Source organism: Flavobacterium piscis (assembly GCF_001686925.1).
Taxonomy (GTDB): domain Bacteria; phylum Bacteroidota; class Bacteroidia; order Flavobacteriales; family Flavobacteriaceae; genus Flavobacterium; species Flavobacterium piscis.
Genome location: NZ_LVEN01000027.1, coordinates 123,907 through 147,984 on the forward strand (window position 1 = coordinate 123,907; position 24,078 = coordinate 147,984).

General features: G+C 32.3%; 26 protein-coding genes. 14 read left to right on the plus strand and 12 right to left on the minus strand.

The window, feature by feature from the left end; genetic code table 11:
- The first annotated feature begins 8 nt into the window (after positions 1–8).
- From porD to FLP_RS11195, 12 genes are all read left to right on the plus strand, one after another.
- A complete protein-coding gene (gene porD / locus FLP_RS11140) occupies positions 9–893 on the plus strand; it encodes a type IX secretion system protein PorD (protein WP_065450251.1) in 885 nt (294 codons plus the stop codon).
- 53 nt (positions 894–946) lie between these two features.
- The gene (gene recN, locus FLP_RS11145) at positions 947–2,599 is read left to right on the plus strand and encodes a DNA repair protein RecN (RefSeq protein ID WP_065449589.1); all 1,653 of its coding nucleotides are present in this window, start codon (positions 947–949) and stop codon (positions 2,597–2,599) included.
- 106 nt (positions 2,600–2,705) lie between these two features.
- Entirely contained in the window at positions 2,706–3,896 is a 1,191-nt protein-coding gene (gene fabV / locus FLP_RS11150; RefSeq protein WP_065450252.1) for an enoyl-ACP reductase FabV, read from the plus strand.
- A gap of 124 nt (positions 3,897–4,020) precedes the next feature.
- Positions 4,021–5,019, plus strand: a complete 999-nt coding sequence (locus FLP_RS11155; protein ID WP_065449590.1) for a glycosyltransferase family 2 protein — start codon at positions 4,021–4,023, stop codon at positions 5,017–5,019.
- A 1-nt stretch (position 5,020) separates the two neighbouring features.
- A complete protein-coding gene (gene coaE / locus FLP_RS11160) occupies positions 5,021–5,617 on the plus strand; it encodes a dephospho-CoA kinase (RefSeq protein ID WP_065449591.1) in 597 nt (198 codons plus the stop codon).
- A gap of 59 nt (positions 5,618–5,676) precedes the next feature.
- Positions 5,677–7,263 carry a sensor histidine kinase gene (locus tag FLP_RS11165; protein WP_065449592.1) on the plus strand — a complete coding sequence of 529 codons (1,587 nt, stop codon included), beginning with the start codon at positions 5,677–5,679 and terminating at the stop codon, positions 7,261–7,263.
- Between the two features lie 3 nt (positions 7,264–7,266).
- Positions 7,267–7,983 (plus strand): response regulator transcription factor, encoded by a 717-nt coding sequence (locus tag FLP_RS11170; RefSeq protein WP_065449593.1) that lies wholly within the window; start codon positions 7,267–7,269, stop codon positions 7,981–7,983.
- 606 nt (positions 7,984–8,589) lie between these two features.
- Complete coding sequence (locus FLP_RS11175; RefSeq protein ID WP_065449594.1) at positions 8,590–9,336, plus strand: hypothetical protein; 747 nt, start codon at positions 8,590–8,592, stop codon at positions 9,334–9,336.
- Between the two features lie 3 nt (positions 9,337–9,339).
- The gene (locus FLP_RS11180) at positions 9,340–10,731 is read left to right on the plus strand and encodes an RtcB family protein (protein ID WP_065449595.1); all 1,392 of its coding nucleotides are present in this window, start codon (positions 9,340–9,342) and stop codon (positions 10,729–10,731) included.
- A 12-nt stretch (positions 10,732–10,743) separates the two neighbouring features.
- The gene (locus FLP_RS11185) at positions 10,744–11,349 is read left to right on the plus strand and encodes a hypothetical protein (protein ID WP_065449596.1); all 606 of its coding nucleotides are present in this window, start codon (positions 10,744–10,746) and stop codon (positions 11,347–11,349) included.
- Positions 11,337–12,026 carry a peptide chain release factor H gene (gene prfH / locus FLP_RS11190; protein WP_065449597.1) on the plus strand — a complete coding sequence of 230 codons (690 nt, stop codon included), beginning with the start codon at positions 11,337–11,339 and terminating at the stop codon, positions 12,024–12,026. The genes FLP_RS11185 and prfH overlap by 13 nt, the downstream gene beginning before the upstream one ends.
- Positions 12,013–12,549 (plus strand): hypothetical protein, encoded by a 537-nt coding sequence (locus tag FLP_RS11195; protein ID WP_065449598.1) that lies wholly within the window; start codon positions 12,013–12,015, stop codon positions 12,547–12,549. The genes prfH and FLP_RS11195 overlap by 14 nt, the downstream gene beginning before the upstream one ends.
- Positions 12,550–12,791: 242 nt before the next feature.
- Here the strand turns inward: FLP_RS11195 and FLP_RS11200 are convergent, their stop codons facing one another.
- The 8 genes from FLP_RS11200 to FLP_RS11235 form a co-directional block, all read right to left on the minus strand.
- Positions 12,792–13,538: an acyl-[acyl-carrier-protein] thioesterase gene (locus FLP_RS11200; RefSeq protein WP_065449599.1), complete on the minus strand. Its 747-nt coding sequence runs from the start codon at positions 13,536–13,538 to the stop codon at positions 12,792–12,794.
- 61 nt (positions 13,539–13,599) lie between these two features.
- Complete coding sequence (gene miaA, locus FLP_RS11205; protein ID WP_065449600.1) at positions 13,600–14,520, minus strand: tRNA (adenosine(37)-N6)-dimethylallyltransferase MiaA; 921 nt, start codon at positions 14,518–14,520, stop codon at positions 13,600–13,602.
- 153 nt (positions 14,521–14,673) lie between these two features.
- Complete coding sequence (locus FLP_RS11210) at positions 14,674–15,513, minus strand: ion transporter (protein WP_065449601.1); 840 nt, start codon at positions 15,511–15,513, stop codon at positions 14,674–14,676.
- Between the two features lie 29 nt (positions 15,514–15,542).
- A complete protein-coding gene (locus tag FLP_RS11215; protein WP_065449602.1) occupies positions 15,543–16,904 on the minus strand; it encodes an exonuclease domain-containing protein in 1,362 nt (453 codons plus the stop codon).
- 211 nt (positions 16,905–17,115) lie between these two features.
- A complete protein-coding gene (locus FLP_RS11220; RefSeq protein ID WP_243397531.1) occupies positions 17,116–17,352 on the minus strand; it encodes a four helix bundle protein in 237 nt (78 codons plus the stop codon).
- Between the two features lie 67 nt (positions 17,353–17,419).
- Positions 17,420–18,079 (minus strand): YggS family pyridoxal phosphate-dependent enzyme, encoded by a 660-nt coding sequence (locus FLP_RS11225; RefSeq protein WP_065449603.1) that lies wholly within the window; start codon positions 18,077–18,079, stop codon positions 17,420–17,422.
- 12 nt (positions 18,080–18,091) lie between these two features.
- Entirely contained in the window at positions 18,092–18,979 is an 888-nt protein-coding gene (locus FLP_RS11230; protein ID WP_065449604.1) for a 3-hydroxyacyl-CoA dehydrogenase family protein, read from the minus strand.
- Between the two features lie 88 nt (positions 18,980–19,067).
- Entirely contained in the window at positions 19,068–20,033 is a 966-nt protein-coding gene (locus tag FLP_RS11235; RefSeq protein WP_065449605.1) for a Gfo/Idh/MocA family protein, read from the minus strand.
- 143 nt (positions 20,034–20,176) lie between these two features.
- Here FLP_RS11235 and FLP_RS11240 point away from each other — a divergent pair, with 143 nt between their 5' ends.
- Positions 20,177–20,818, plus strand: a complete 642-nt coding sequence (locus tag FLP_RS11240) for a protein-L-isoaspartate(D-aspartate) O-methyltransferase (protein WP_065449606.1) — start codon at positions 20,177–20,179, stop codon at positions 20,816–20,818.
- Positions 20,819–20,844: 26 nt separating this feature from the next.
- On the opposite strand, the gene FLP_RS11245 is transcribed toward FLP_RS11240, so the two are convergent.
- The 3 genes from FLP_RS11245 to smpB all read right to left on the minus strand — a co-directional run bounded on the left by FLP_RS11245 (position 20,845) and on the right by smpB (position 23,117).
- Positions 20,845–21,843 carry a helix-turn-helix domain-containing protein gene (locus FLP_RS11245; protein WP_065449607.1) on the minus strand — a complete coding sequence of 333 codons (999 nt, stop codon included), beginning with the start codon at positions 21,841–21,843 and terminating at the stop codon, positions 20,845–20,847.
- An 89-nt stretch (positions 21,844–21,932) separates the two neighbouring features.
- Complete coding sequence (locus FLP_RS11250) at positions 21,933–22,583, minus strand: lipoprotein (RefSeq protein ID WP_065449608.1); 651 nt, start codon at positions 22,581–22,583, stop codon at positions 21,933–21,935.
- Between the two features lie 78 nt (positions 22,584–22,661).
- Entirely contained in the window at positions 22,662–23,117 is a 456-nt protein-coding gene (gene smpB / locus FLP_RS11255) for an SsrA-binding protein SmpB (protein ID WP_056251381.1), read from the minus strand.
- Positions 23,118–23,187: 70 nt separating this feature from the next.
- Between smpB and FLP_RS11260 the strand changes: the two genes are divergently transcribed.
- Complete coding sequence (locus tag FLP_RS11260) at positions 23,188–23,418, plus strand: VF530 family protein (protein WP_065449609.1); 231 nt, start codon at positions 23,188–23,190, stop codon at positions 23,416–23,418.
- Here FLP_RS11260 and FLP_RS11265 read toward each other — a convergent pair whose 3' ends face one another.
- Complete coding sequence (locus FLP_RS11265; protein WP_065449610.1) at positions 23,419–23,973, minus strand: DUF3575 domain-containing protein; 555 nt, start codon at positions 23,971–23,973, stop codon at positions 23,419–23,421. It abuts the gene before it with no gap.
- Positions 23,974–24,078: the final 105 nt, after the last annotated feature.

A 24,078-nucleotide genomic window follows, 5' to 3' on the forward strand; every position in this document is an offset into this window, starting at 1 on the left:
TCTTTCGCATGAATAAAATAGTTACTCTTTTTGTATTTTTAATTTTTGGCTTTACACAAGCACAACAGCTAAACTGTACCGTAACTATTAATACAGAAAGACTTCCTAATCCTAATCAGCAGGTTTTTAAAACACTTCAAACTTCTTTGTCTGAATTTGTAAATAAAACAGACTGGACAGGATCGGTCTTAAAACAAAACGAACGAATCAATTGTTCAATGTATATTACATTGTCATCAGGTGGTTCTGATCAGTTTACAGGGACAATTCAGGTACAATCATCCCGATTAATTTTTAACTCAACTTATTCTTCGCCTGTTTTAAATTACAACGATAAAGACTTTAATTTTCGCTACATAGAGTATGAGCCTTTGCTTTTTAACCCAGCCACTTTCGAGTCTAATTTAGTTTCTGTCGTATCTTTTTACAGTTACCTGATTTTGGCAATGGATGCCGATACTTTTCAAATGGGAGCAGGAAATCAATATCTTGAAACTGCTCAAAATATTGCCAGTGTGGCGCAACAAGGCGGTTCTAAAGGCTGGAGTCAATCTGATGGACTTCAGAATCGTTACTATTTGATAAATGATATGATCTCGCCAATGTATAGCGATTTACGTCAGGTGATGTATGCGTATCACACAGGTTTAGACGGAATGAGTCTTGATTTAAAGGCATCAAAAGAAAAAATTAAGAATGCTGTAATGATCATGGGAAAATTGAATTCAGTTAAACCAAATGCCTTTTTAACCAGAGTATTTTTTGATGCAAAGTCAGATGAAATTGTTTCTATCTTTTCAGGTGGGCCTAATATTCCCGTTGGAGATTTAACAGATGTACTGAATAAAGTGTCTCCGTTGAATTCTACTAAATGGTCTCAGATTAAATTTTAATTGATCCTCAATTTTACTATCTTAACTAACTTTTATATTTATACAATTTCCTTATGATAACGTCCTTGTCAATTAAAAACTATGCCCTGATTGAAAAACTCACTATCGATTTTTCAAGAGGTTTTTCTATAATTACAGGTGAAACGGGTGCTGGTAAGTCTATTATATTAGGTGCAATAGGATTAGTTTTAGGAAAAAGAGCTGATCTAACATCATTAAAAAATAAAGAAGAAAAATGTGTTATTGAGGCACATTTTGAAATTTCAAAATATAATCTTAAGGAATTTTTTGAAGCAAATGATCTCGATTACGAAGAGGATACCATCATTCGAAGAGAAATTTTGCCTTCAGGAAAATCGCGTGCATTTATAAATGATAGTCCTGTAAATCTTCAGGAATTACAAGATCTAAGTTTATTTTTGATTGATATACATTCGCAGCAACAAACTCAGGAACTTTCAGATGAAGGAGTTCAGTTTAAAATTATTGATGCAATTGCAAATAATTTTGATACTATTCAATCTTATCAAAAAGCACTAAAATCATATAAAGCAGATAAATCTAAATTGAATGCTTTGCTGAAAAAACAAAGTGATTCAGGAAAAGAACAAGAGTATAATACTTTTTTATTGAATGAATTAGTATCGGCTAAATTAAAATCTGGCGAACAAGAAGAATTAGAAACCGAATTCGAGAAATTAAATAACGTTGAAATTATAAAAGAAGCAATTGATAAATCTCTTGTAATTGCTAACGAAGAGCAATTTGGAGTTTTTCATAATCTTAATGAAATCAAAACGGCAGTACAAAAAATCGCCCTTTTTTCTCCTGAATACCAAAGTATATTTGAGAGAATAACGAGTTTAGCGATTGAATTTGATGATGTTTCTAAAGAGCTCCAAAATGCTTCCGAAAAATTATTGAATGATCCGGTACAACTAGAATTTGTAAGTCAGAAATTGCAATTGATTTATAATTTGCAAAAGAAACATCAGGTAACTTCTGTAGATGAACTGATCGAAATTCAGGCGAATCTGGGAAATACTTTATTAGAGCTTGATAATATCGAAGAAGAAATTTCTTTATTATCTAAAGCAATAGATCAAAAAGCAATTGAATTGGACGCTTTTTCGGCTACGATTCATGAAAACAGACAGAATGCAATTCCTGTTTTATCTCAAAAACTAATCTCGATTTTAGAAACTTTAGGAATGCCCAACGTTCGTTTTAATATGGAGCTTTTGCCATCAGAAACCTATTTTCAGAATGGTAAAGACGAACTTCAGTTTTTGTTTTCTGCCAATAAAGGAACTGATTTTGGCTTACTGAAAAAAGTAGCATCAGGAGGAGAGATGTCCCGTATTATGTTGGCTGTTAAAGCTATTTTGGCGCAATACTCAAAATTACCTACTTTAATTTTTGATGAGATAGACACCGGAGTTTCAGGAGAAATAGCCATTAGAATGGGGGAAATTATGAAAGAAATGAGTGCTACAATGCAAATTTTTGCCATTACGCATTTGCCTCAAATAGCAGCAAAGGGAGATTCTCACTTTAAAGTTTTTAAATCTACAGTAGATGACGATACGCAATCAGAATTGAAGCTATTGTCTCAGGACGAAAGAGTTATAGAGATTGCTCAAATGTTGTCAGGAGCAGTTGTTTCTGATTCGGCTTTAAATCATGCTAAAGCCTTGTTGAACTAAAGAAATAATTTATATTTGTCAACTTAAAGAGAATGAAACAAACGTAAATAGGATACTCATTATCTTAATGATAGGATTAACCCAATCAACGAATAAATACAAAAATATGATTATAGAACCTAGAATGAGAGGATTTATTTGCTTGACTGCACACCCAAAGGGCAGCGAGCAAAATGTTAAAAATCAAATAGAATATATTAAATCAAAAGGTCCAATCGCCGGTGCTAAAAAAGTATTAGTAATTGGTGCTTCAACAGGTTTTGGATTAGCTTCAAGAATTACAAGTGCTTTTGGATCTGATGCTGCAACTATTGGAGTATTTTTTGAAAAACCACCCGTTGAAGGTAAAACAGCTTCTCCAGGTTGGTATAATTCTGCAGCATTTGAAACAGAAGCTCACAAAGCGGGTTTGTATGCAAAAAGTATTAATGGAGATGCTTTTTCAAACGAAATAAAAAGACAAACTTTAGATTTGATCAAAGCTGATTTAGGTCAGATTGATCTTATAATCTATAGTTTAGCATCACCGGTTCGTCAACATCCAGTTACTGGAGTATTACACCGTTCAGTTTTAAAACCAATCGGACAAACTTTTACCAATAAAACAGTAGATTTTCATACAGGAAACGTAACAGAAGTTTCTATTGCTCCGGCAAATGAAGAAGATATTGAAAATACTGTAGCGGTAATGGGCGGAGAAGACTGGACTATGTGGATCGATGCTTTAAAAGCTGAAAATTTATTGGCAGACGGAGCGACAACAGTAGCTTACTCATACATTGGGCCATCACTTACAGAGGCTGTTTACCGTAAAGGAACAATTGGTCGTGCAAAAGATGATTTAGAGGCTACAGCGTTCTCTATTACAGATAGTTTAAAATCAATAGGAGGAAAAGCTTATGTTTCTGTAAACAAAGCATTGGTAACGCAGGCAAGTTCTGCCATTCCGGTTATTCCATTGTATATTTCTCTTTTGTATAAAATTATGAAAGAAGAAGGTATTCACGAAGGTTGTATTGAGCAAATCCAACGTTTGTTTCAGGACAGATTATACAATGGATCTGAAGTTCCTGTAGATGAAAAAGGAAGAATCAGAATCGACGATTGGGAAATGCGTGATGATGTTCAGGAAAAAGTGGCTAAACTATGGTTAGAAGCTACAACTGAAACGTTACCTGAAATTGGAGATTTAGCTGGGTATAGAAACGATTTCTTAAATCTTTTTGGGTTTGAATTTGCCGGAGTAGATTACAAAGCAGATACAAATGAAGTTGTTGAAATCGAAAGTATCAAGTAGATAAAAAAATAGCATAATTAAAAAAACCATCAACCTAAAGTTGATGGTTTTTTTATGAATATAACATATCTTTGTTAAAATTTTGAAGTTTAAAAATTGCCACTTTAATACCGCACATCCCGTTATGATTTTTTCTTTAATTATACCCGTGTATAATCGCCCAGATGAAGTTGATGAACTTTTAGAAAGTCTGTCTAAATCTGATTATAATGAAGCTTTTGAAATTGTTCTTGTAGAAGACGGATCATCAATACCATGCAAAGATGTGGTGATGACCTATCAGGGAAAATTGAACATTTCTTATTATTTTAAGCCGAATTCAGGACCTGGTGATTCAAGAAATTTCGGAATGCAAAAGGCACGTGGTGATTATTTTATCATTTTTGATTCGGATTGTATTATTCCGCCTAATTATCTTACTGAAGTTAGAAAAGCATTAGATGCAGATTATGTAGATTGTTTTGGAGGTCCTGATAAAGCATTAGATAGTTTTTCGGATATTCAGAAAGCAATTAATTTTGCTATGACTTCCTTCCTTACAACAGGAGGAATTCGTGGTGGATCTGAAAAAATTAATAAGTTCCAGCCTAGAAGTTTCAATATGGGAATTTCAAAAAAGGCATTTGAAGCATCAAAAGGCTTCGGAAACATCCATCCCGGCGAAGATCCGGACCTTTCGATCCGTTTATGGAACCTTGGTTTTGAAACCAGACTATTCCCAGAGGCGTATGTTTATCATAAACGTAGGATAGATTGGGAAAAATTTTCAATTCAGGTAAATAAATTTGGGATCGCGAGACCTATATTAAATAGTTGGTATCCAGAACATAATAAGTTAACATTCTTCTTTCCTTCAGTTTTTATACTGGGGTTATTATTAGCTTTTTTACTATTAATTTTCAATATCGATATTTTATTACAATTATATTTTGTATATTTCGTTATTATTTTTCTTACATCAAGTATTCAAAATAAAAGTATTAAAATTGGATATTTATCTGTAATTGCAGTTTGGAAGCAGTTTTATGGTTATGGAAAAGGATTTTTAAAGTCGTTCATAAAAATTATTCTTTTAAAGAAAAAACCACAAGAAGCTTTTCCTCGTATGTTTTTTAAAGTATAGTATGACTAAAGTTATTGGTTTAACAGGCGGAATAGGAAGTGGTAAAACCACAGTTGCAAATTATTTTGCGACAATGGGCGTTCCTGTTTACATTGCCGATGATGCAGCCAAAAAAGTAATGCAAGCTGAAAAGATAATAAAACTAATAAAGACAACATTTGGGGATTCTATTTTTGAAAATGATGTTTTAAAGAGAGCAAAACTTGCTGAGATTGTCTTTAATAATGCTGAGAAATTAGCACAGCTAAATGCCATTGTTCATCCTGCAGTAAAAAGCGATTTTGAATCATGGCTACAAGAAAATAAAAACCACGACTATGTAATTTATGAGGCCGCAATTTTGTTCGAAAGCGGTCGTTATAAAGAATGTGATGTAATTATAACCGTTACTGCACCGGAAGAAATTAGAATCGAAAGAGTTGTGAAGCGAGATAATACCACACGCGAACAAGTTTTAAGCAGAATAAAAATGCAATGGAATGACGAAAAAAGAATTTCTTTAAGCAATTTTGTAATTAATAACAGTAATCTTAAAATTGCTAAAGAAGAAGTTGTTAAAATTCTTAAAATTTTAAATATAAAACAAAATCAGTCTTAAATGTTAATATTTGGTTAATGTATTATTTAGTATATTGTTAAAATATTAATTTTGTTTCGATGAATAAATTATTTTTTAGAATACTTGTTTTACTTATGAGTTTGTCCTTAATTGGAATCATTCTGGTACAGGTATATTGGTTTAACTCTTCGTTTAAAAACAACGATGAGCAGTTTAAATACCACGTAACACAAGTAATTGGTAATGTTGCTGATAAACTTGAACAACAAGAGGAATACAGTTTCTACGACAAATACAACCGTATAAAAGACAGTACAGGCAAGACTCCAAAAAAAGAAGATTTATTAGAAGTTCTCTATGTACAGAGAAATACAAAAACAAATAAAACAATTGTATACTCTAATACACTTACATCTGAAGACTACGATATAAATGGTTCATTATTTAATAAAAAATTTAGTAGTGAAAGATTTAAAAACTTCAGTTCAAAAAGAGTCACTGAAGTTTATAATAACAATAACGGAATAGACAATAACAGTTTAGGTCAAAGTATTATTCCGGATCTAAAAATTGAAAAATCAGGTAGTTTAGATATTTTAAATAAAGTACAGCAGCAAATTCAATACAAGGATATTGCTTCACTGACACCTATAGAAGGTCGAATTACAAAAGATAAGCTTCAAAAGCTCTTAAAAAAGGAATTATTAGAATATGAAGTAAAAACCAAATTTGAGTTTGGTGTTCTAAATAGCGGTTTAGTGACAAAAGTGAAGTCGGATGGATTTCATTATGATAAAGACGCAAGTTATCATGTGCCAATATATACTGATAATGAAGGAAATAGTAAATATGAGTTATATATAACTTTCCCTCATAAAAAGAAATTCTTATTGTCTGAATTGTTGAGTATTACAATATTGTCAATAATTTTTACATTAATTATAATAGTTGCTTATACAAGTGCGTTGAATCAATTGTTACGTCAAAAGCATATTTCTGAAATCAAGACAGATTTTATAAATAATATGACGCATGAGTTTAAAACTCCAATTGCAACGATAAATTTAGCCCTTGATGCGATTAAAAATCCTAAAATTATTGAAGATAAAGAAAAAGTTTTTCGATATCTGCAAATGATTCGGGATGAAAATAAAAGAATGCATGCCCAGGTTGAAAATGTTCTTCGTATTTCTAAATTAGAAAAAAGAGAGTTAGACATTACAAAAGAGCCAACAGCAATTCACGATATAATCGATGATGCAATTGAGCACGTAAATTTAATTTTGGAAGATAGAAAAGGAACGGTTGTAAAGCATTTTAATGCTGCAAGAACAACTTCTTTAATCAACGAAGTACATTTTACAAACGTATTGGTTAATATTTTAGAAAACGCTATAAAATATTCCCCTGGTATTCCTGAAATAGAAATTTTTACAGAAAATGTGAAAGACATGATTCTGATAAAAGTAAAAGATAATGGTCTTGGTATGAGTAAGATAGCTCAAAAAAGAGTTTTTGAAAAATTTTACAGAGAGCATACTGGAGATTTACATAATGTAAAAGGACACGGTTTAGGCCTTGCTTATGTAAAAAGAATAGTAGAGGATCACAATGGTCAAGTATATGTTGAAAGCGAAAAAGGAAAAGGTAGCACCTTTATAATAAAAATACCATTAATAAATTAAAATATGGAAAATAATAACAAAAGAATACTTTTAGTAGAAGATGACCTTAATTTTGGGGCAGTTCTTAAAGATTATCTAATGTTAAATGACTTTGAAGTTACTTTAGCTAAAAACGGTATGGAAGGTTTCGAGAAATTCAAGAAAGATGTATATGATTTATGTATTCTTGACGTAATGATGCCTTATAAAGATGGTTACACTTTGGCCAAAGAAATTAGGGAAAAGAACAGTGAAGTGCCAATTATCTTCTTAACGGCAAAATCGATGAAAGAAGATGTATTGAAAGGTTATAAAGCAGGTGCTGATGATTATTTGAATAAACCGTTTGATTCAGAAGTTTTATTAATGAAAATCAAAGCGATCATTCAAAGAAAATCTGCAGATACAAAAGCAGAACAAGTTCAGTTTGAGTTTAACATTGGTAAATTCCACCTGAATTCGAAACTTAGATTTTTAACTTTCGAAAGCGACGAACCAATAAAATTATCTCCAAAAGAGAATGAATTGCTAAAAATGTTAATTCTTCATGAAAATGATTTAATGCCAAGAGAATTAGCGTTAACAAAAATCTGGAGAGATGATAACTACTTTACTTCAAGAAGTATGGACGTTTACATCGCTAAACTTAGAAAATACCTAAAAGCAGATGAAGATGTTGAAATCCTTAACATTCACGGTGAAGGTTTCAGATTAGTTGTCAAAAGCAAAGTTGCAGAATAAAACAAAATTCACAAAAACAAAAGCATAAAGCCTCGAGAAATCGGGGCTTTTTTTATGGTTATACTTTTTGAAAATTACGAAAAATTGGAATTTTAAATATTTGGAATTTTTAATAATTAGGAGCTATTTCCTGCTGTCCGCTATATCTTTTTCTCGCTAAAGAAGCAACAAAAAGGATGTCGCTTCCATCAGGGATAGGACTTTAGTTTTCAGATAGATAATCAGTTTTTTTACTGTTGAAAAAATATAGCAATTATTTTTTACATGAATTTTCGTTAAAATAAATTTGGAAAATCAAAAAACAATTCACAATATTTGCACACGAAAAAAGTAATAACCCTTTAATAACGAAGAAAAATGTCTGTATTTACATTATCATCTCAGAGCTTCACACCAAACGGATTTGGTGCAGCGCTTCTTCGTGGTCTTTTTCAATCTTAGAAAATCATTTTTTAGATATATATAAAAGCCCGAAGACATTTAGTTTCGGGCTTTTTTTATTCTAGACACTTCAAATTTTCCCGAATAATCGATTTTATTATTTATCCTCACGGGTAAAATGTTATGGCCTCTGTTGGCTATTAATTTAATGCACTATAATTTTTTATGGAAAATTATACAGCAGAAGAGTATGCTTTGTGCTCTCGCTTTAAAAATAAAAGAACAAAGAAAAGATTAGTAAAAGAAGATTTCGATAAAAAATTAATTCAGATCAGAAAGCTTGAAGTTGAACTCTGGAAAAAACGACAAAATTTACCATTGGTTCCTTTAGCAACGCCTTATCAAAAAGGTTGGGAACGCAGTTTTGTACTAAGAGAAGATATAGTAAGATCTAATGAAGCTTCCTTTTACAGGACATTGTTGGAAAAGATCAATACATGGCAGCATTCTCCTGAAAAATCTTTTAAGAAAAAGAAAAAAAGGAAAAGAAAACATGTATATGTCGAAAAGCTTCAAACAGTAAAAGAGTTTTCTGAATCAGAATGGAGAAGTCCTAAACTAACATTAACTGAAAAAGAGAAAATGCATTTTTATAAAAGGGAACGATGGTGTCCTAATTGTAAACGCTATAAAATTCATTATATTTTTAATGAGCCATGGCGTTATGTATTTCGCATTAAACCATACATGATAACGCATACCAAAATGGTTGATGCAGATTTAGAAAGTGAAATTCAGGTTCTTGACAATTACATTACTAATCTTAATTTAAGATATAAAATAAACAAATTAGTAAATGGTTTTTCTTATCGTTGGAGATATTATCAAAATGAAAATCCAAGAGAGATAAGCCCAATTAAAAATAAAAGTCTGCATGTATTGTACCAAAAATACGTGGACGAAATGATATAAATCATGGGAAATAAATTATCCGGAAAGGACCTGATCAAGTTAGGCTTTCCAAAAAATAATTCAATAAATATTGCTTTAGGGCAAATAAACAGATATAGAAAAAGAGAAAAAAAAGAATCTATTCTAGCAGAAGCCAAAGAGGTTTTACTTCATCCCGAAAAGTTTGAAGGACACGGAACGTGGGGCAAAGTGGCTGAAGGTTTAATAAATCCGGTTCAGGTAAGAATGCACCAACTGAAAACAACAAGAGTTCCTTTTACCATTTTTGGTGAAAATGAAATCGATGAGCAGGCAAAGTTTCAGTTGTATGATTCACTAAAATTACCAATTTCAGTTGCCGGAGCATTAATGCCGGATGCGCATTCAGGTTATGGTTTGCCAATTGGCGGAGTTTTAGCCACAGATAATGCTGTTATTCCGTACGGCGTGGGTGTTGATATTGGCTGCAGAATGAGTTTATCAATTTTTGATTTGCCGGCTTCACATTTTAAAGGAAAGGAGCATCAGTTGCAGGCGATTTTAAAAGACAATACCAAATTTGGAATGAACGAAACACATGCTGTAAAAGCAGATCATGAAGTTTTTTACAAAAGTGAATTTCAGGATATTCCTTTATTGAAGAATCTTTTACCTAAAGCTTATAAGCAATTAGGAAGTTCTGGCGGAGGAAATCACTTTGTAGAATTTGGCGTTGCGAAAATTGACAATCCGGAGAATGAGTGGAAACTAGGCGTAGGAGAGTATTTTGCTGTTTTATCGCATAGTGGTTCTCGAGGTTTGGGAGCAAACATCGCCAAACATTATACTTATTTGGCGACTAAGCAATGTCCTTTGCCTAAAAACGTTCAGCATTTGGCTTGGTTAGATCTAAACACGCACGATGGACAGGAATATTGGTTAGCGATGAATTTAGCTGGAGAATACGCAAAAGCGTGTCACGATGATATTCATAGAAGAATTGCCAAAGCAATAGGGAAAAGAGTAGTGGTTACAATCGAAAATCATCACAATTTTGCCTGGAAAGAAATGGTCAACGGACAAGAATGCATTGTGCACAGAAAAGGTGCAACTCCTGCAGCTAAAGGTCAATTGGGTATTATTCCCGGATCAATGACAGCTCCGGGATATATTGTAAAAGGGAAAGGAAATACTGAGAGTTTAAATTCGGCTTCGCATGGAGCAGGACGTTTATTTTCAAGAGCGAAATGCAAAGCTACTTTTACCCAAAGTGAAATCAAAAAGGTTTTGAAAGCTAGTGATGTAACCTTAATTGGCGGAAATATTGATGAAGCACCAATGGCATACAAAGACATTACAAAAGTAATGGGAAATCAAACTGATTTGGTGGAAGTTCTGGGAACTTTCACTCCAAAAATCGTTAGAATGGACCGATAAAAGTGAAAAGTTATGGAAAGATTTCAAGACGAAAATAAATGGTTAGGAAGTTTTGGCGACGTTATAAATATAAAATGTCCTCGATGCTCTTTGCAAGCAGTTGTAAAGAGAACTTTTCAATCTCAATGGTATTATACCGATAGGAGAATTTTAGAATGTAAAAACTGTTATTATTCACTAAAAGAGGTTGCTGTAAAATACAAAGCCTTTGTGGATACTTATTGTTGTAATAATGAAGATAAGATAAAGTTCGAGTCGCAATTACTCAATGAAAAACCGGATAAAATTAAATTAAAGTGTGCAGTTTGTAATGAGGTAAAAGAGTTTAAACCTAAAGTTGAAGAAGTTTCTTTTATGCTTACTTCAGATAATACAGTAGTGAGAGAAGGTTATTTTAATGCGGAAATATGGTATCAAAAAGAGTTTAGCAAATCATTTTTTTGGGCTTATAACCTGGAGCATATTCATTATCTGGAAAGATATATTAAGGCAGATTTAAGAGAAAGAAACAATAATGGAAGTAATAACGGAACTATGATTTCAAGACTTCCAAAATTTGTAAAAGAAGCAAAAAATAGAGAAAAGCTTCTTAAAATATTAGAAAAATGGAAAAAATAATTCAGATAACAGCGGGTCGCGGACCTGCAGAATGCACTTGGGTGGTTGCCCAAGTGCTTAAAAAAGTTTTAGATGAAGCGCAGGAGCAAGGCTTAGAAGCGACTTTACTACAAAGAGAAGTTGGACAGGAAAACGGAACAGTTGAAACGGCTACGATTGCAGTAAAAGGAAAAGATGCAGTAGCATTTGCTGATTCCTGGATTGGAACGATTCAATGGATTGGTCAAAGTCAGTTTAGGAAAATGCACAAACGAAAAAATTGGTTTATTGGCATTTTTGAGATTGAACCGCGAAAAAAAGCTTCGGTTTCAGAAAATGATATTCAGTATCAGGCCATGCGCAGTTCCGGTGCCGGCGGTCAGCATGTAAACAAAGTGAGTTCAGCAATTCGTGCAACTCATATTCCTACAGGAATTGCAGTTGTATCTATGGACAGCCGCTCGCAGCACCAAAACAAAAAACTGGCAACAGAAAGATTATTAAAAAAACTAGAAGAGGAAACTCTGCAACAACTTAAAAATCATGTTGGTAAACAATGGGAAAACCAACTGAATATTCAGCGTGGGAATCCTGTCAGGATTTTTACAGGATCTGACTTTAAAAAGAACAAAGAAGAGAAAAGTTACAAAGGAATTCGTCAGCAATTAAAAACAGATTTACGAAATGAAAACAATTGATAAATACCTTTTTCAGGCTTTGGATAATTATCCTTATTCGCTTGAAGAAACAATAGAATCTTTAGATTATGCTTTTTCTTATGATGCAAAAAATACTATGATTTTGTGTTTGTACGGAAGAATTCAGGCAGAACAATTATGGAATTATGAAGAAGCTAAAAACTATTTTCAGGAAGCTTTAGCTATTAATATTCATGCACTTGAAGTATATCCCTATTATTTGCAGACTTTGATTTTGAATGAAGATTATGAAGAAGCTCAAAAATTAATTGATTTTGCTTTAACCATAAAAGGGATAAACAAATCTGAAATCTATATAAAAAAAGCAATTCTTTCTGAAGCGCAACTTCGATTTAAAGATGCATTGACAGCCATTAAAAACGCAAAACTTTACACGCTGCAATTTGCTTTTGAATCTGATATTATGGAAGTTGAAAAAAGAATAAAAAGCAAAATTGATTTGTTGAAGAATAAAAAGAAGTCAAATAAATGCAAGAAAGATTCAAAAAAGAAGTTAAAATAATTTTGATTAAAAAACAAAAAACGATGCGATTCAGAATTTTGAATCGCATCGTTTTTCATTTATTGTCCCTGTGGGACATTTTATTGTCGTCCTAAATCTCTATATTCTAATAGTATACAACTCCTAAAGAAGTGTTTTTTATAGATTTGTTATAATATCTCGTGGAGATTAGATATCTATAGAAATAGTATCACAAGAATGAACATTTGTCCTGTAAGAACTACATAATTCCAATGAAAATATTATTTCCAATGCAATTCTAAGGCAAAACAAGTTTTTTCATTCTTTGTTATACTGAATGTTGCTGTTGTATGATCATCGTCTTCGCTTTCATGAATTACAACATTATCTTGTAGTGAAAGTTCTTTCATGAAATTCATTTCGAAGCTTTTTACTTCCTGTTTCATGATTCTTTTTGGCTCCACATGATCCAGGCACCATTCTAAATATTTTACATTATTAACGTGATTTACAATATCCAGATCTGATAAATACACGGTTTTTTCAAAAACTGCTTCTTTTTCATGATTAATATTTATTTTTGAGAAGCCTTCACTTGTTGCTCTTTTTTCAGGAAATAATTCAAAATGCTGATACGGTAAGGCTAAAGCTTCCGGACGGCGTAATTGTGTGTTAAAAACGGCCCAATACGTTTCGCAACCTACAATTTTCTTTCCATTTACATACATTTCAAGAGCACGAACTGAACGTGAATTTTCTAAGCTGTTAATCCATGTTTTAACAGTTACAACATCTTGCCATTTTGGCAATGCTGAAATCTCAACTCTCATTCGGCTTAAAACCCAGGCTTGATGAAATTCCTGCATGTCAAAAAAGCTGATGCCTCCAACTTCAGAATGTGCAGCTGCCGTTAGTTGTAAAATATTACACAAATCAGTATATTTTAAAAAACCTTTTGGCGTGCATTGTGTGAAATTGATTTCCCAGTCTTTACTTAGAACTGATGTGAAATTTGGTGATATTGGCATTTTGTAATTTTAAATTTATTTAAAGAATAGAATAAAGTGTACAGAAAAAAGACTTTTGATTTTATTTAAGAAGATTTTCTATGTAATTAATAATTTCTTTTCTATCTGTTGCATAGTCAAACCATTTTGTAACTTCATTTCTTTTGAACCACGTTAATTGTCTTTTGGAGAACCTTCGTGTATTTTTTTTGATTTCTTCTATTGCAAAAGGCAAGGTAAAATCTCCGTCAAAATAAGTAAATAATTCTCTGTATCCTACGGTTTGAAGAGCGTTTAATGCTTTGTTAGGATAAAGGTTTTTTGCTTCTTCTAGAAGACCTTCATTCATCATTATATCAACACGCTGATTAATTCGTTTGTAAATGATTTGTCTTTCGGCATCTAAACCAATTAGGACAGGAGTGAAGTTTCGATTATTTTTTTTCTGATTTAAAAAAGAAGAATAAGGTTTTTGGGTTCCGATGCAAACTTCTACAAAACGCATCATTCGTTGTGGGTTTTGTAACGTTTGCGGATTTTCTGCTGTTATTTTTTGGTAATAATCCGGATCTAAAAGCTGCAATTGTTTTTGCAGATATTCAATTCCTAGTTTTTCATAATTTGAATTTACTTCTGAACGGACTTTTGGATCGATTTCAGGAAATTCATCGAAGCCTTTTAAGATTGCATCAACGTATAATCCTGAACCTCCTATAAGAATAACAAAATCATTGTTTTGAAATAATTCGTCGATTTTAAGTAATGCTTCTTTTTCATAATCTCCAACGGTATAATTTTCGAAAATAGATTTATTTTGAATGAAATGATGCGTTGCTGCTTTTAATTCTTCCTGATTAGGAACTGCGGTACCAATGGTCATTTCTTTAAAAAACTGACGGCTGTCGCAAGATATTATTTCACATTTGAAATGTTGTGCCATGGCAATACTCAAGGCTGTTTTGCCTATAGCGGTTGGTCCTACGATGGTAATTAAGTGTTTCATATTTTTTAGCCCAGATGGAAGTGAAAACCCCGGACTTATATTTGTTAGTTTTTGTTGGGATAAAAGAGCGACTTTAGAAGCTCCTTTTATGCCTTAAAAAAACAACAAAGATAAGGAGGAGTTGTAACGTACAGCTGGAATAGCTCCTTAAAATTAAATATTAGGTAATTCGGTTCCGCATTCGTAGCAATATTTTGCCTTATCAAAATGCACTTGGGAATTACAATTCTTGCATGTTTTTTTTCCGCCTACAGTATTATTTCTAAGACTGCTTTTGGCAAATTCTGCCGTCACGATTCCGGTTGGTACCGCTATAATGCCGTAACCTAAAATCATTACCAGCGATGCAACAAATTGGCCTAGAGGAGTTTGGGGTGAAATATCTCCATAACCCACTGTTGTTAAAGTAACTATAGTCCAGTATATACTCATCGGAATACTGGTAAATCCAGATTCTTTACCCTCAATCAGGTACATCACCGATCCGATGATTATAGTACTGATAAGTACAAAATAGATGAAAACTAGAATTTTCTCTTTGCTGGCATCTATTGCTTCTTTTAATTGGAAAGATTGATGGGAGATTTGCGGAATGTGTAATATTTTAAATAATCTTAAGAAACGCAAGGCTCTTACAATCGATAAAATACTCGCACCCGGAAAAAATATCGACAAATACATAGGCAAGACGGCAAGTAAATCTATGACTCCGTAAAAGCTAAAAATGTATTTTATAGGTTTTTGAATAGAAATAATTCTCAGAATGTATTCGATGGTAAAAAAAATAGTGATAACCCATTCGCAAATTAATAACTGATCGTGATATTTTGAACTGATACCCTGAACAGTATCGAGCATGATTAAGAGTACACTCAATAAGATCAATCCTAACAGAACCAAATCAAACATTCGTCCTAAAATGGTATTGGTACCATATAGTATGATTTTAATTTGTTCTCTGAATATTTCGTATTTTGATTTTACTTTTCGCATATCGTGAAGATAATGAAAGTTTTTGTTTGTTAAAAATATAAAGTTTTAAGCGATTTACTTTTACGAATGTAGTTCTGAATAATATTCTTTACATCGCGATTGTGCTGCATAGGGATTAGAATATTTTTTAGAATTTCGATATTTGTAATCTGATAGTTTAAGTCATAGAAAGCGTATCCTTGATAAATTCCGTTTTCGATTAGTATTGCGCTTCTTTCGTTTACATTTCGTCCTCTGTCAATAAGGATCATATTTTTGTTTTCTAAGCTATTTTCTGAAATAAATTGCTGTACTCTGACATTGTATTCTTCAGGAGTAATTTCACCAATGCAAGCGCCGTCACATTCTTTTAGTTTATATTGAAAACACTCTTTTTTGGTATGATACAATCCTGTTAACTTTTGGCATAAATGGTATTTTGCAGTAAACTTGAAAAGCATATTTTTGCCTTCCTGTAAAGAAACGAACGATGTAATTTCTTTTTTACGACCGTCTGCTTTTTGAAGTTTTAAGTTTAAATATCCGTTAGAATCTTTCTCAGCATATAAAGCAAACGGAAAGAAAGTTTTTTTCTGTGAGCGATTATGCCTAGGACGGTTTACTTTTATTTCTTCACTTTCCTTAAGCAAAGCAATTAATTCGCTTCCGGTTTCATCATAAGTTATGGTAAAAACTTCGGCTTGAATTTTTTTGCTTTTGGTTGTAATTCCCGTAAAATGCTGATTGACTCTTTTTTTGATATTTTGGCTTTTGCCAATGTAAATTAGGGTTCCACCTTCATTATAAATATAATAAACTCCCGTTTTTGTAGGCATTTGAGATAAAAGATCCAGAAATTTTGGCGCTATTCCTTTTTCTACTTCTAATTTTATGAAATCTTTTACGATGGTTTTTTCTATATCTTTTTCAAGAAGCATTTTGAATAACTTGGTCGTTGCCATGGCATCTCCGCTGGCGCGATGTCTGTCTGCCATTGGGATTCCCAGAGCGCGAACTAGTTTTCCTAAACTGTAAGAAGGTTGTTCAGGAATTAGTTGTTTCGCTAATTCAACGGTACAAAGTGTTTTGGCTTCGAAATCGTAACCTAAACGTCTGAATTCGGTGCGTAAAATTCGGTAATCAAAAGAGGCATTGTGGGCTACAATAATACAATCTGAAGTAATTTCGATGATACGTTTTGCAACTTCAAAAAACTTAGGAGCTGAACGCAACATAGCATTATTGATCCCTGTTAATTTCACCACAAAAGGCTGAATGGGAATTTCGGGATTGACAAGGCTAATGAACTGGTCGACTACTTCGTGGCCATCAAATTTATAAATGGCGATTTCGGTAATTCCCTCTTCGTTAAACTGTCCTCCAGTGGTTTCTATGTCTAGTATTGCGTACATCCTCAATGTCAATTTCAAAAATCAATGGCAATATCAATTTTAAAAATCAATTTCAATTTTTGAAAATTGTTATTGTAATTGCCATTGTCATTGTTATTGAATTATTTTTTATTTATTATCATTTTTGATGAAATTGCGATTAGTTGCTCTACTTCAATTAAAAGTTTGTTTCTTTTATCGCTATCACCTTCTTTAATGTAATCTAGAATTTTTAATGAGTTTCTTGATTCTTTAACTCTTTTACAACTAATGAAACTTTGAAAATAAAGTCTTTATCAGTAATTGTTCCTTGTGCTTCTCCAAAATTCAAAGATGCACTTCCGGATGATATAATTAATTGATTTTTATAATATTCATTTTCAAATAATCGTTCTAATTGTCTTGTAAAGAAAATACATTCTCCAGCAAAACGAACTAGACGATCTTCAAAATTGAATATTTTTTCCATTAGTAGTATTAATTTATACTTTTAAAATTTGATATTGATTTTTGTAATTGCAATTGATATTGAAAAATTACCGTCCTCCAAAAATGCTGCTTCCAATGCGGACCATTGTGCTTCCGCATTCTATGGCAAGTTTATAATCTCCAGACATTCCCATTGAAATGGTATTCAGATTGCAATTTTCAATTTTCGGTGTTTTAATCGAATCAAAAATCGATTTTAAATGTGTAAATTCTTTTTTAATTTGGTCGTGATCTTCTGTGAAAGTTGCCATCCCCATTAAACCTAAGATACGAATGTTTTTCATTTCTTTTAGTTCTGATGAGGATAATAATGCATTTAATTCACTTTCGTCCAAACCAAATTTAGATTCTTCTTCGGCAATATATATTTGAAGAAGGCAATCTATAATTCTGTTGTTTTTTAAAGCTTGTTTGTTGATTTCCTGTAATAATTTCAAACTGTCGACACCATGAATCAAACTCACAAATGGCGCCATAAATTTGACTTTATTTGTTTGCACGTGACCAATCATATGCCATTGAATGTCTTTTGGCATTTCTTCATACTTATCGGCCATTTCCTGGATTTTGTTTTCTCCAAAAATACGCTGGCCGGCATTGTAAGCTTCCATTAAGTCTGAAACAGGTTTGGTTTTAGAAACAGCAACTAATGTTACATGTTCTGGTAAACTTGCTTTGATCGTATTTAAATTCGATTGAATCGACATGATATTTCTTTTTTATAAAAATTGCTTAGAAATTTTCTCTGCTTTTTTACTTTCGCTGTAATCGTAAAAACCTTCTCCGGATTTTACTCCTAATTTTCCGGCTCTAACCATATTTACCAATAGTGGGCAAGGAGCATATTTAGGATTTTTGAAACCTTCGTACATCACATTCAAAATTGCAAGACAAACATCAAGTCCAATAAAATCAGCAAGTTGAAGTGGCCCCATCGGGTGTCCCATTCCTAATTTCATTACTGTGTCAATTTCATAAACTCCGGCAACCTTATTATATAACGTTTCGATGGCTTCATTTAGCATAGGCATTAAAATTCTGTTTGCCACAAAACCTGGATAATCGTTTACTTCAACAGGAGTTTTTCCTAATTTTTCAGATAAATCCATGATGATTTTAGTCACTTCGTCGCTGGTATTGTAACCGCGAATAATTTCGACTAATTTCATAATTGGCACCGGATTCATAAAATGCATTCCGATAACGCGCTCTGGATGTGCCACTACGGCTCCAATTTGTGTTATGGAGATTGAAGAAGTATTGGTTGCTAAAATAGTATTATGAGAACAAGCTTCGTTTAATTGCTTGAAGATATTTAGTTTTAGTTCTACATTTTCTGTAGCAGCTTCAACCACTAAATCAACACCAACAACTCCGTCTTTTATATCAGTATACGTAATAATATTGGTAATAGTTTTGGCGACATCTTCCTGAGTTATGGTTCCTTTAGCTAACATTCGATCTAAGTTTGCGGCAATAGTTGCCATTCCTTTGTCTAATGATTTCTCAGAAACGTCAATTAGTTTTACAGTAAAACCACTTTGTGCAAATGTATGAGCAATTCCGTTACCCATTGTTCCTGCACCAATTACAGCTATAGTTTTCATTTTATCGTAGATATTATATTTATAATTTAGCCACGAATTCACCAAATGTTTCGCGAATTCGTGGCTAATTTTATTTTTTAACTTTCAATTATTTATCGAAACAGTCAATGATTTGATACGCTACTCTCAAAGCATCTGTAGCTTGTTCAAGTGTTACGACCGGAGTTGTATCTGTTTTTATGGAATTGGCAAAAGATTCTAATTCGTCAAGAATGGCGTTGTTTGTTTCAACATCAGGATTGGTAAAGTAGATTTGTTTTTTTACACCTTCGGCATTTTGCAGAATCATATCAAAATCACCTGGAATTTCCGGTGCATCTTTCATACGAACCACTTCGCATTTTTTCTCCAGAAAATCAACAGAAATGTAAGCATCTTTTTGAAAGAAACGTGTTTTACGCATGTTTTTCATCGAAATCCTGCTGGCAGTTAAGTTTGCAACACAGCCATTTTCGAATTCAATTCTGGCATTCGCAATATCTGGAGTATCGCTAATTACTGAAACCCCACTTGCATGAATATCTTTTACTTTTGAATGCACAACACTTAAGATAGCATCAATATCGTGAATCATTAAATCCAGAACCACCGGAACATCTGTACCGCGCGGATTAAACTCTGCTAAACGATGCGTTTCTATAAACATGGGATTTTCGATCATGTTTTTTGTAGCAATAAACGCAGGGTTAAAGCGCTCAACATGACCAACCTGACCTTTTACGTTGTATTCTTTGGCTAAAGCGATAATTTCTTCGGCTTCTTCAACGGTATTGGCAATTGGTTTTTCGATAAAGATGTGTTTTCCTGATTTAATGGCTACCTTAGCACATTTATAATGAGAAAGTGTTGGAGTTACAATATCAATGACATCCACAGCGTGGATTAATTTTGCAATAGTACTGAAGTTTTTATAGCCAAATTCCTTTGATATTCGTTCGGCATTTTCCTGATTTTCGTCGTAAAATCCAACTAATTCGTATTGGTCAGATTGTTGTAATAAGCGTAAATGTATTTTACCAAGATGACCAGCACCTAAAACTCCTACTTTTAACATGAGAATGTATTTTAAACAAAAATATAATTTATTTGTTGAAAGTAAAAGTGAATGCAATAAAGATTTAGCGATTTAATAATTAAAAATCAATATTTGATTTCCTATTTACTTTCTTATTTTTGCAAAAATTAAACCTACCTATTTTGAAAGATACTGCCAAACATCAAGGACTTCGTAATCAATTAGTAAGCACTTTAGAAAAAAAAGGAATTACCGATAGAGCAGTTTTGGATGCGATAAAAAAAATCCCGAGACACCTTTTTTTGAATTCAAGTTTTGAAGATTATGCTTATCAGGATAAGGCTTTTCCTATAGGAGCCGGTCAAACTATTTCACAGCCGTACACCGTTGCTTTTCAATCGCAATTGTTAGAAGTTAAAAAAGAACATAAAATTTTGGAAATTGGTACCGGTTCCGGTTATCAAACTGCTGTTTTATGTATGCTTGGAGCGAAAGTTTTTAGTGTAGAAAGGCAAAATGAATTGTTTAAAACCACTTCGAATTTATTTCCAAAATTAAACATTCGCCCTAAACATTTATCTTTTGGTGATGGTTATAAAGGCTTACCAAGTTATGCACCGTTTGATAGTATTATTGTTACGGCGGGCGCTCCGTTTATTCCTCAGCCTTTAATGGCACAATTAAAAATAGGAGGAAGGCTGGTTATTCCGTTGGGAGAAGACGTTCAGATTATGACTTTATTGATTCGAAAAAACGAAACACAATTCGAAAAACATGAGTTTGGAGAGTTTCGATTTGTTCCTTTATTAGAAGATAAAAATTAAATAAAAAGCCCATTAAGTTGGGCTTTTTATTTAGATACCAATTCTATTGCCCGAAGTAAGTTGGTTTTTTCAATTTGAAGTATAAAATTAATAAAAAGTGATTTATCATTTTTGTTTTGACATTCTTCTAAAATTGATAAATAACGGTCTTTGCTTTCTTGGATTGTTGCAAAAACATAATCGTGTTGAAGTAATATCCAATTCATTAATAAATTTGCTATTTGCATATTTCCCTTTTCAAAAGGACTAATAGCTATAATTTTTAAATGTACTTCAGAAGCTAAAAGTATGGGGTGCAAGTTGTTTTTATTTGTTTCATACCAATTAAAAAATAAATTCATTTCACGAAGGATTAATGAATTGTTTTTATATTTTCCTGAGTTTTCAGGTTGAATTCCTCTAAAAACTAAATTGTGAATTGTTAGAAATTCTTTTTCGTTTATTGATGCTTTTTTTTGATTTAAGTCTTGAATGTAAGCTATAGTTTCATGAAGATTAACAGCTTCAAGATGTTCATTCATACTTTTTCCTGCAATTGTAAGTCCTTCATTGATTACAGATTTTGTTTCCTGAAAAGTTAATGAGTTGCCGTTTAAGCGATTGCTTTCAGAAATAAATTCTAATTCCAATATTTTAGAAATTCGACGTAAGTCAAAGTGCTGAAAAGATTTTATTTGTTTTTTCAAAATTTCAATTTCGTCCAAAATAATTTGTAGACTTGATAAAACAGCAGAATTGATAAATTTTTTCTTATTTTGAATTTCTTGCTCAGCGAGTAATAATGCCTTTAAAGCAAATTCTTCCTCTCCAATTTCATATAAAATTTTTTCCTTTAACCAGGCAATCATTATAGTTTCATGATCAATTTCTAATAGTTGAGATAGTTTTGATATTTGATTTTTAGTTGGTTTTCTGGTTCCGCTTTCAAATTTACTTATTAGTGCTTGATCAATACCCAGGATTTGCGCCACTTCTCTAGTCTTTAATCCTTTTAGTTCTCTTGCATTTTTCAGAAGTGTTTTCATATTTGTAAAAATGTTTTAAATTGTCTTGACAAAATTAGTCATCTTATTAATAATAAAAAAAGCAATATTAAATATATTGCTTTCTAAAATTATATTTTACTTTTTGGAGGAAGAGAACCATCTTTTCTCATTTCCTGAACTACAGTCTGCATGATAGCATCTACCGTTTGACCTAAATCTGTAACATAATCTGATTTTGTAGTTCCGGTCCAGATTAATTTATTTTCTTTTAATGAAAAAATATTAGTTTCAACCATGTAAGATGTAGTTTCCTGATAGTATCCCGGGTCATAAAAATTAGGAGAGTACATTCCGTACCAGTTTCCAAAACCGTAGCCGTACATTCCAGTATACATTCCGTCAAATCCGCCGTAGTACATGCCTGTATACGTTCCGGGAACATAGGTTGTTTCTTTTTCTTTGCTTACTAAACGCAATGTAATAACTCCGTCAAAATTCTCGTCCTGCAATATTTTTAATTTTTGCTCCTGAGTAAGATTTTTGGTTGTTTCGTTTAAGTATTGATAAGATGTTTTGAAAATTTCATTACTGGCCGCAATTCTGTTTTCAGTAATTCTTCTCGAAGCTTCGTCTTTTACTAAGGCAACAACCAAAACTTTTTTGAAATTTTCCTGAGCAACTGTTATTTTTGGATCTCTCCAGCTATTAACGATAGAAGTGTTGCTGCCGCAACCTGAAAGAGCAAGAACAGCGATTATTAAAAATAAGTATTTTTTCATATTACAATTTTTTATAATGATTGTAGTAAAAATACGTATAAAATAGAAACAAACGCCTCTTACAATTAAAAATATATTTTAATTATAAGCTTTTTTAATTCGGTCTAAGTCGCGTTTTGTGTCTTGTTCTTTTAGAGATTCACGCTTGTCATAGTTTTTCTTTCCTTTACAAAGACCAATTTGTAATTTTGCAAGTCCTTTTTCGTTGGTAAATAATTTTAAAGGAACAATAGTAAGCCCTTTTGCCTGAACGCTCTTATGAAGACTTTTTAATTCTTTCTTATTCAATAGTAATTTTCTTTCGCTTCTTGCTTTATGGTTAAACTGATTTCCGAATGTATATTCTTCGATATAAGTATTGATCGCAAAAAGCTCCAGATTACTAAATTCGCAAAAACTTTCGGTGATATTAGCTTTTCCTAATCGTATCGATTTGATTTCAGTTCCAGATAAAACAATTCCAGCAGTATAGGTATCGATTATCTCATAATCAAATCGGGCTCTTTTATTAAGTATATTGACTGTTTTTAACATAGGATGACAAATTTAGTAACAAATAAATGAAACAGCAATTGTTTTTGCATAAATGATATAAATTTGCATTATGGAAAAACAACAATCAAAAGATCCGTTACACGGAATCACACTTCAAAAAATAGTTGAAGCATTAGTAGATCATTATGGTTTTGATACTTTGGCAGAAATAATTCCTATAAAATGTTTTACTTCAAACCCCAGTGTAAAATCTAGTTTAACTTTTTTAAGAAAAACCGACTGGGCCAGAAAGAAAGTAGAAGATTTATACCTAAAATCTCTGCCTAAATTTGCAAAGTAATTACAGTTTGTAAGAAATCATAACGCCACCGCGATAAGGTAACCATTCGCCACTTTTATTCCAGTTTGGGGCAGTTTCATATCTTCCCGGAGTTCCGTCATTATAATAACCGTGGTAAAAACCTTGATGCCATCCAGCTCCTGCAAAAAAGTCCAATACAAATTTATCGCTTAATTTAAGATTATATCCCACCGTAATACCTAAGCGATATCCAAAACCATGTTCGTATTTATTAGAGTCCCAATAATTCCATTTTTGTAGTTCGTAAACGTCCGGACCGACATGAGCGCCTACATAAAAACCGTCATACTTTTCTTTAAAATGGTAACGAACTTCTGGCGTTAAGGTGTAAAACTTCATTGGACTATGCCCGTTAAAAGATTCCCAGAAAGAGGCCATTACATCAACACTAAAAGTCATTTTTTCTCCTATACTGGTTTCAATACCAACATTAGGTATTGCAACTATAGCCGTTGCAGCATTGAATTTAATAAAAGTTTGACTTTGAGACTGAATCGAAAAGAAAAGAACTAGTAGGATTAAGATTTTTTTCATAAAATAGTTTTCGTAGTATTAAAATAAGACGTTGTCACTTATTTTGCGTGCAAATATAACGCAAACCATTACTTACTATTATGCGATATTTTAATTTAATAGGAA

What these genes read in the sequence shown, in the direction of transcription:
- porD (WP_065450251.1), top strand. Translation starts at nt 9, where the DNA reads ATGAATAAAATAGTTACTCTTTTTGTATTTTTAATTTTTGGCTTTACA.
- recN (WP_065449589.1), top strand. Translation starts at nt 947, where the DNA reads ATGATAACGTCCTTGTCAATTAAAAACTATGCCCTGATTGAAAAACTC.
- fabV (WP_065450252.1), top strand. Translation starts at nt 2,706, where the DNA reads ATGATTATAGAACCTAGAATGAGAGGATTTATTTGCTTGACTGCACAC.
- FLP_RS11155 (WP_065449590.1), top strand. Translation starts at nt 4,021, where the DNA reads ATGATTTTTTCTTTAATTATACCCGTGTATAATCGCCCAGATGAAGTT.
- coaE (WP_065449591.1), top strand. Translation starts at nt 5,021, where the DNA reads ATGACTAAAGTTATTGGTTTAACAGGCGGAATAGGAAGTGGTAAAACC.
- FLP_RS11165 (WP_065449592.1), top strand. Translation starts at nt 5,677, where the DNA reads ATGAATAAATTATTTTTTAGAATACTTGTTTTACTTATGAGTTTGTCC.
- FLP_RS11170 (WP_065449593.1), top strand. Translation starts at nt 7,267, where the DNA reads ATGGAAAATAATAACAAAAGAATACTTTTAGTAGAAGATGACCTTAAT.
- FLP_RS11175 (WP_065449594.1), top strand. Translation starts at nt 8,590, where the DNA reads ATGGAAAATTATACAGCAGAAGAGTATGCTTTGTGCTCTCGCTTTAAA.
- FLP_RS11180 (WP_065449595.1), top strand. Translation starts at nt 9,340, where the DNA reads ATGGGAAATAAATTATCCGGAAAGGACCTGATCAAGTTAGGCTTTCCA.
- FLP_RS11185 (WP_065449596.1), top strand. Translation starts at nt 10,744, where the DNA reads ATGGAAAGATTTCAAGACGAAAATAAATGGTTAGGAAGTTTTGGCGAC.
- prfH (WP_065449597.1), top strand. Translation starts at nt 11,337, where the DNA reads ATGGAAAAAATAATTCAGATAACAGCGGGTCGCGGACCTGCAGAATGC.
- FLP_RS11195 (WP_065449598.1), top strand. Translation starts at nt 12,013, where the DNA reads ATGAAAACAATTGATAAATACCTTTTTCAGGCTTTGGATAATTATCCT.
- FLP_RS11200 (WP_065449599.1), bottom strand. Translation starts at nt 13,538, where the DNA reads ATGCCAATATCACCAAATTTCACATCAGTTCTAAGTAAAGACTGGGAA.
- miaA (WP_065449600.1), bottom strand. Translation starts at nt 14,520, where the DNA reads ATGAAACACTTAATTACCATCGTAGGACCAACCGCTATAGGCAAAACA.
- FLP_RS11210 (WP_065449601.1), bottom strand. Translation starts at nt 15,513, where the DNA reads ATGCGAAAAGTAAAATCAAAATACGAAATATTCAGAGAACAAATTAAA.
- FLP_RS11215 (WP_065449602.1), bottom strand. Translation starts at nt 16,904, where the DNA reads ATGTACGCAATACTAGACATAGAAACCACTGGAGGACAGTTTAACGAA.
- FLP_RS11220 (WP_243397531.1), bottom strand. Translation starts at nt 17,352, where the DNA reads ATGGAAAAAATATTCAATTTTGAAGATCGTCTAGTTCGTTTTGCTGGA.
- FLP_RS11225 (WP_065449603.1), bottom strand. Translation starts at nt 18,079, where the DNA reads ATGTCGATTCAATCGAATTTAAATACGATCAAAGCAAGTTTACCAGAA.
- FLP_RS11230 (WP_065449604.1), bottom strand. Translation starts at nt 18,979, where the DNA reads ATGAAAACTATAGCTGTAATTGGTGCAGGAACAATGGGTAACGGAATT.
- FLP_RS11235 (WP_065449605.1), bottom strand. Translation starts at nt 20,033, where the DNA reads ATGTTAAAAGTAGGAGTTTTAGGTGCTGGTCATCTTGGTAAAATACAT.
- FLP_RS11245 (WP_065449607.1), bottom strand. Translation starts at nt 21,843, where the DNA reads ATGAAAACACTTCTGAAAAATGCAAGAGAACTAAAAGGATTAAAGACT.
- FLP_RS11250 (WP_065449608.1), bottom strand. Translation starts at nt 22,583, where the DNA reads ATGAAAAAATACTTATTTTTAATAATCGCTGTTCTTGCTCTTTCAGGT.
- smpB (WP_056251381.1), bottom strand. Translation starts at nt 23,117, where the DNA reads ATGTTAAAAACAGTCAATATACTTAATAAAAGAGCCCGATTTGATTAT.
- FLP_RS11260 (WP_065449609.1), top strand. Translation starts at nt 23,188, where the DNA reads ATGGAAAAACAACAATCAAAAGATCCGTTACACGGAATCACACTTCAA.
- FLP_RS11265 (WP_065449610.1), bottom strand. Translation starts at nt 23,973, where the DNA reads ATGAAAAAAATCTTAATCCTACTAGTTCTTTTCTTTTCGATTCAGTCT.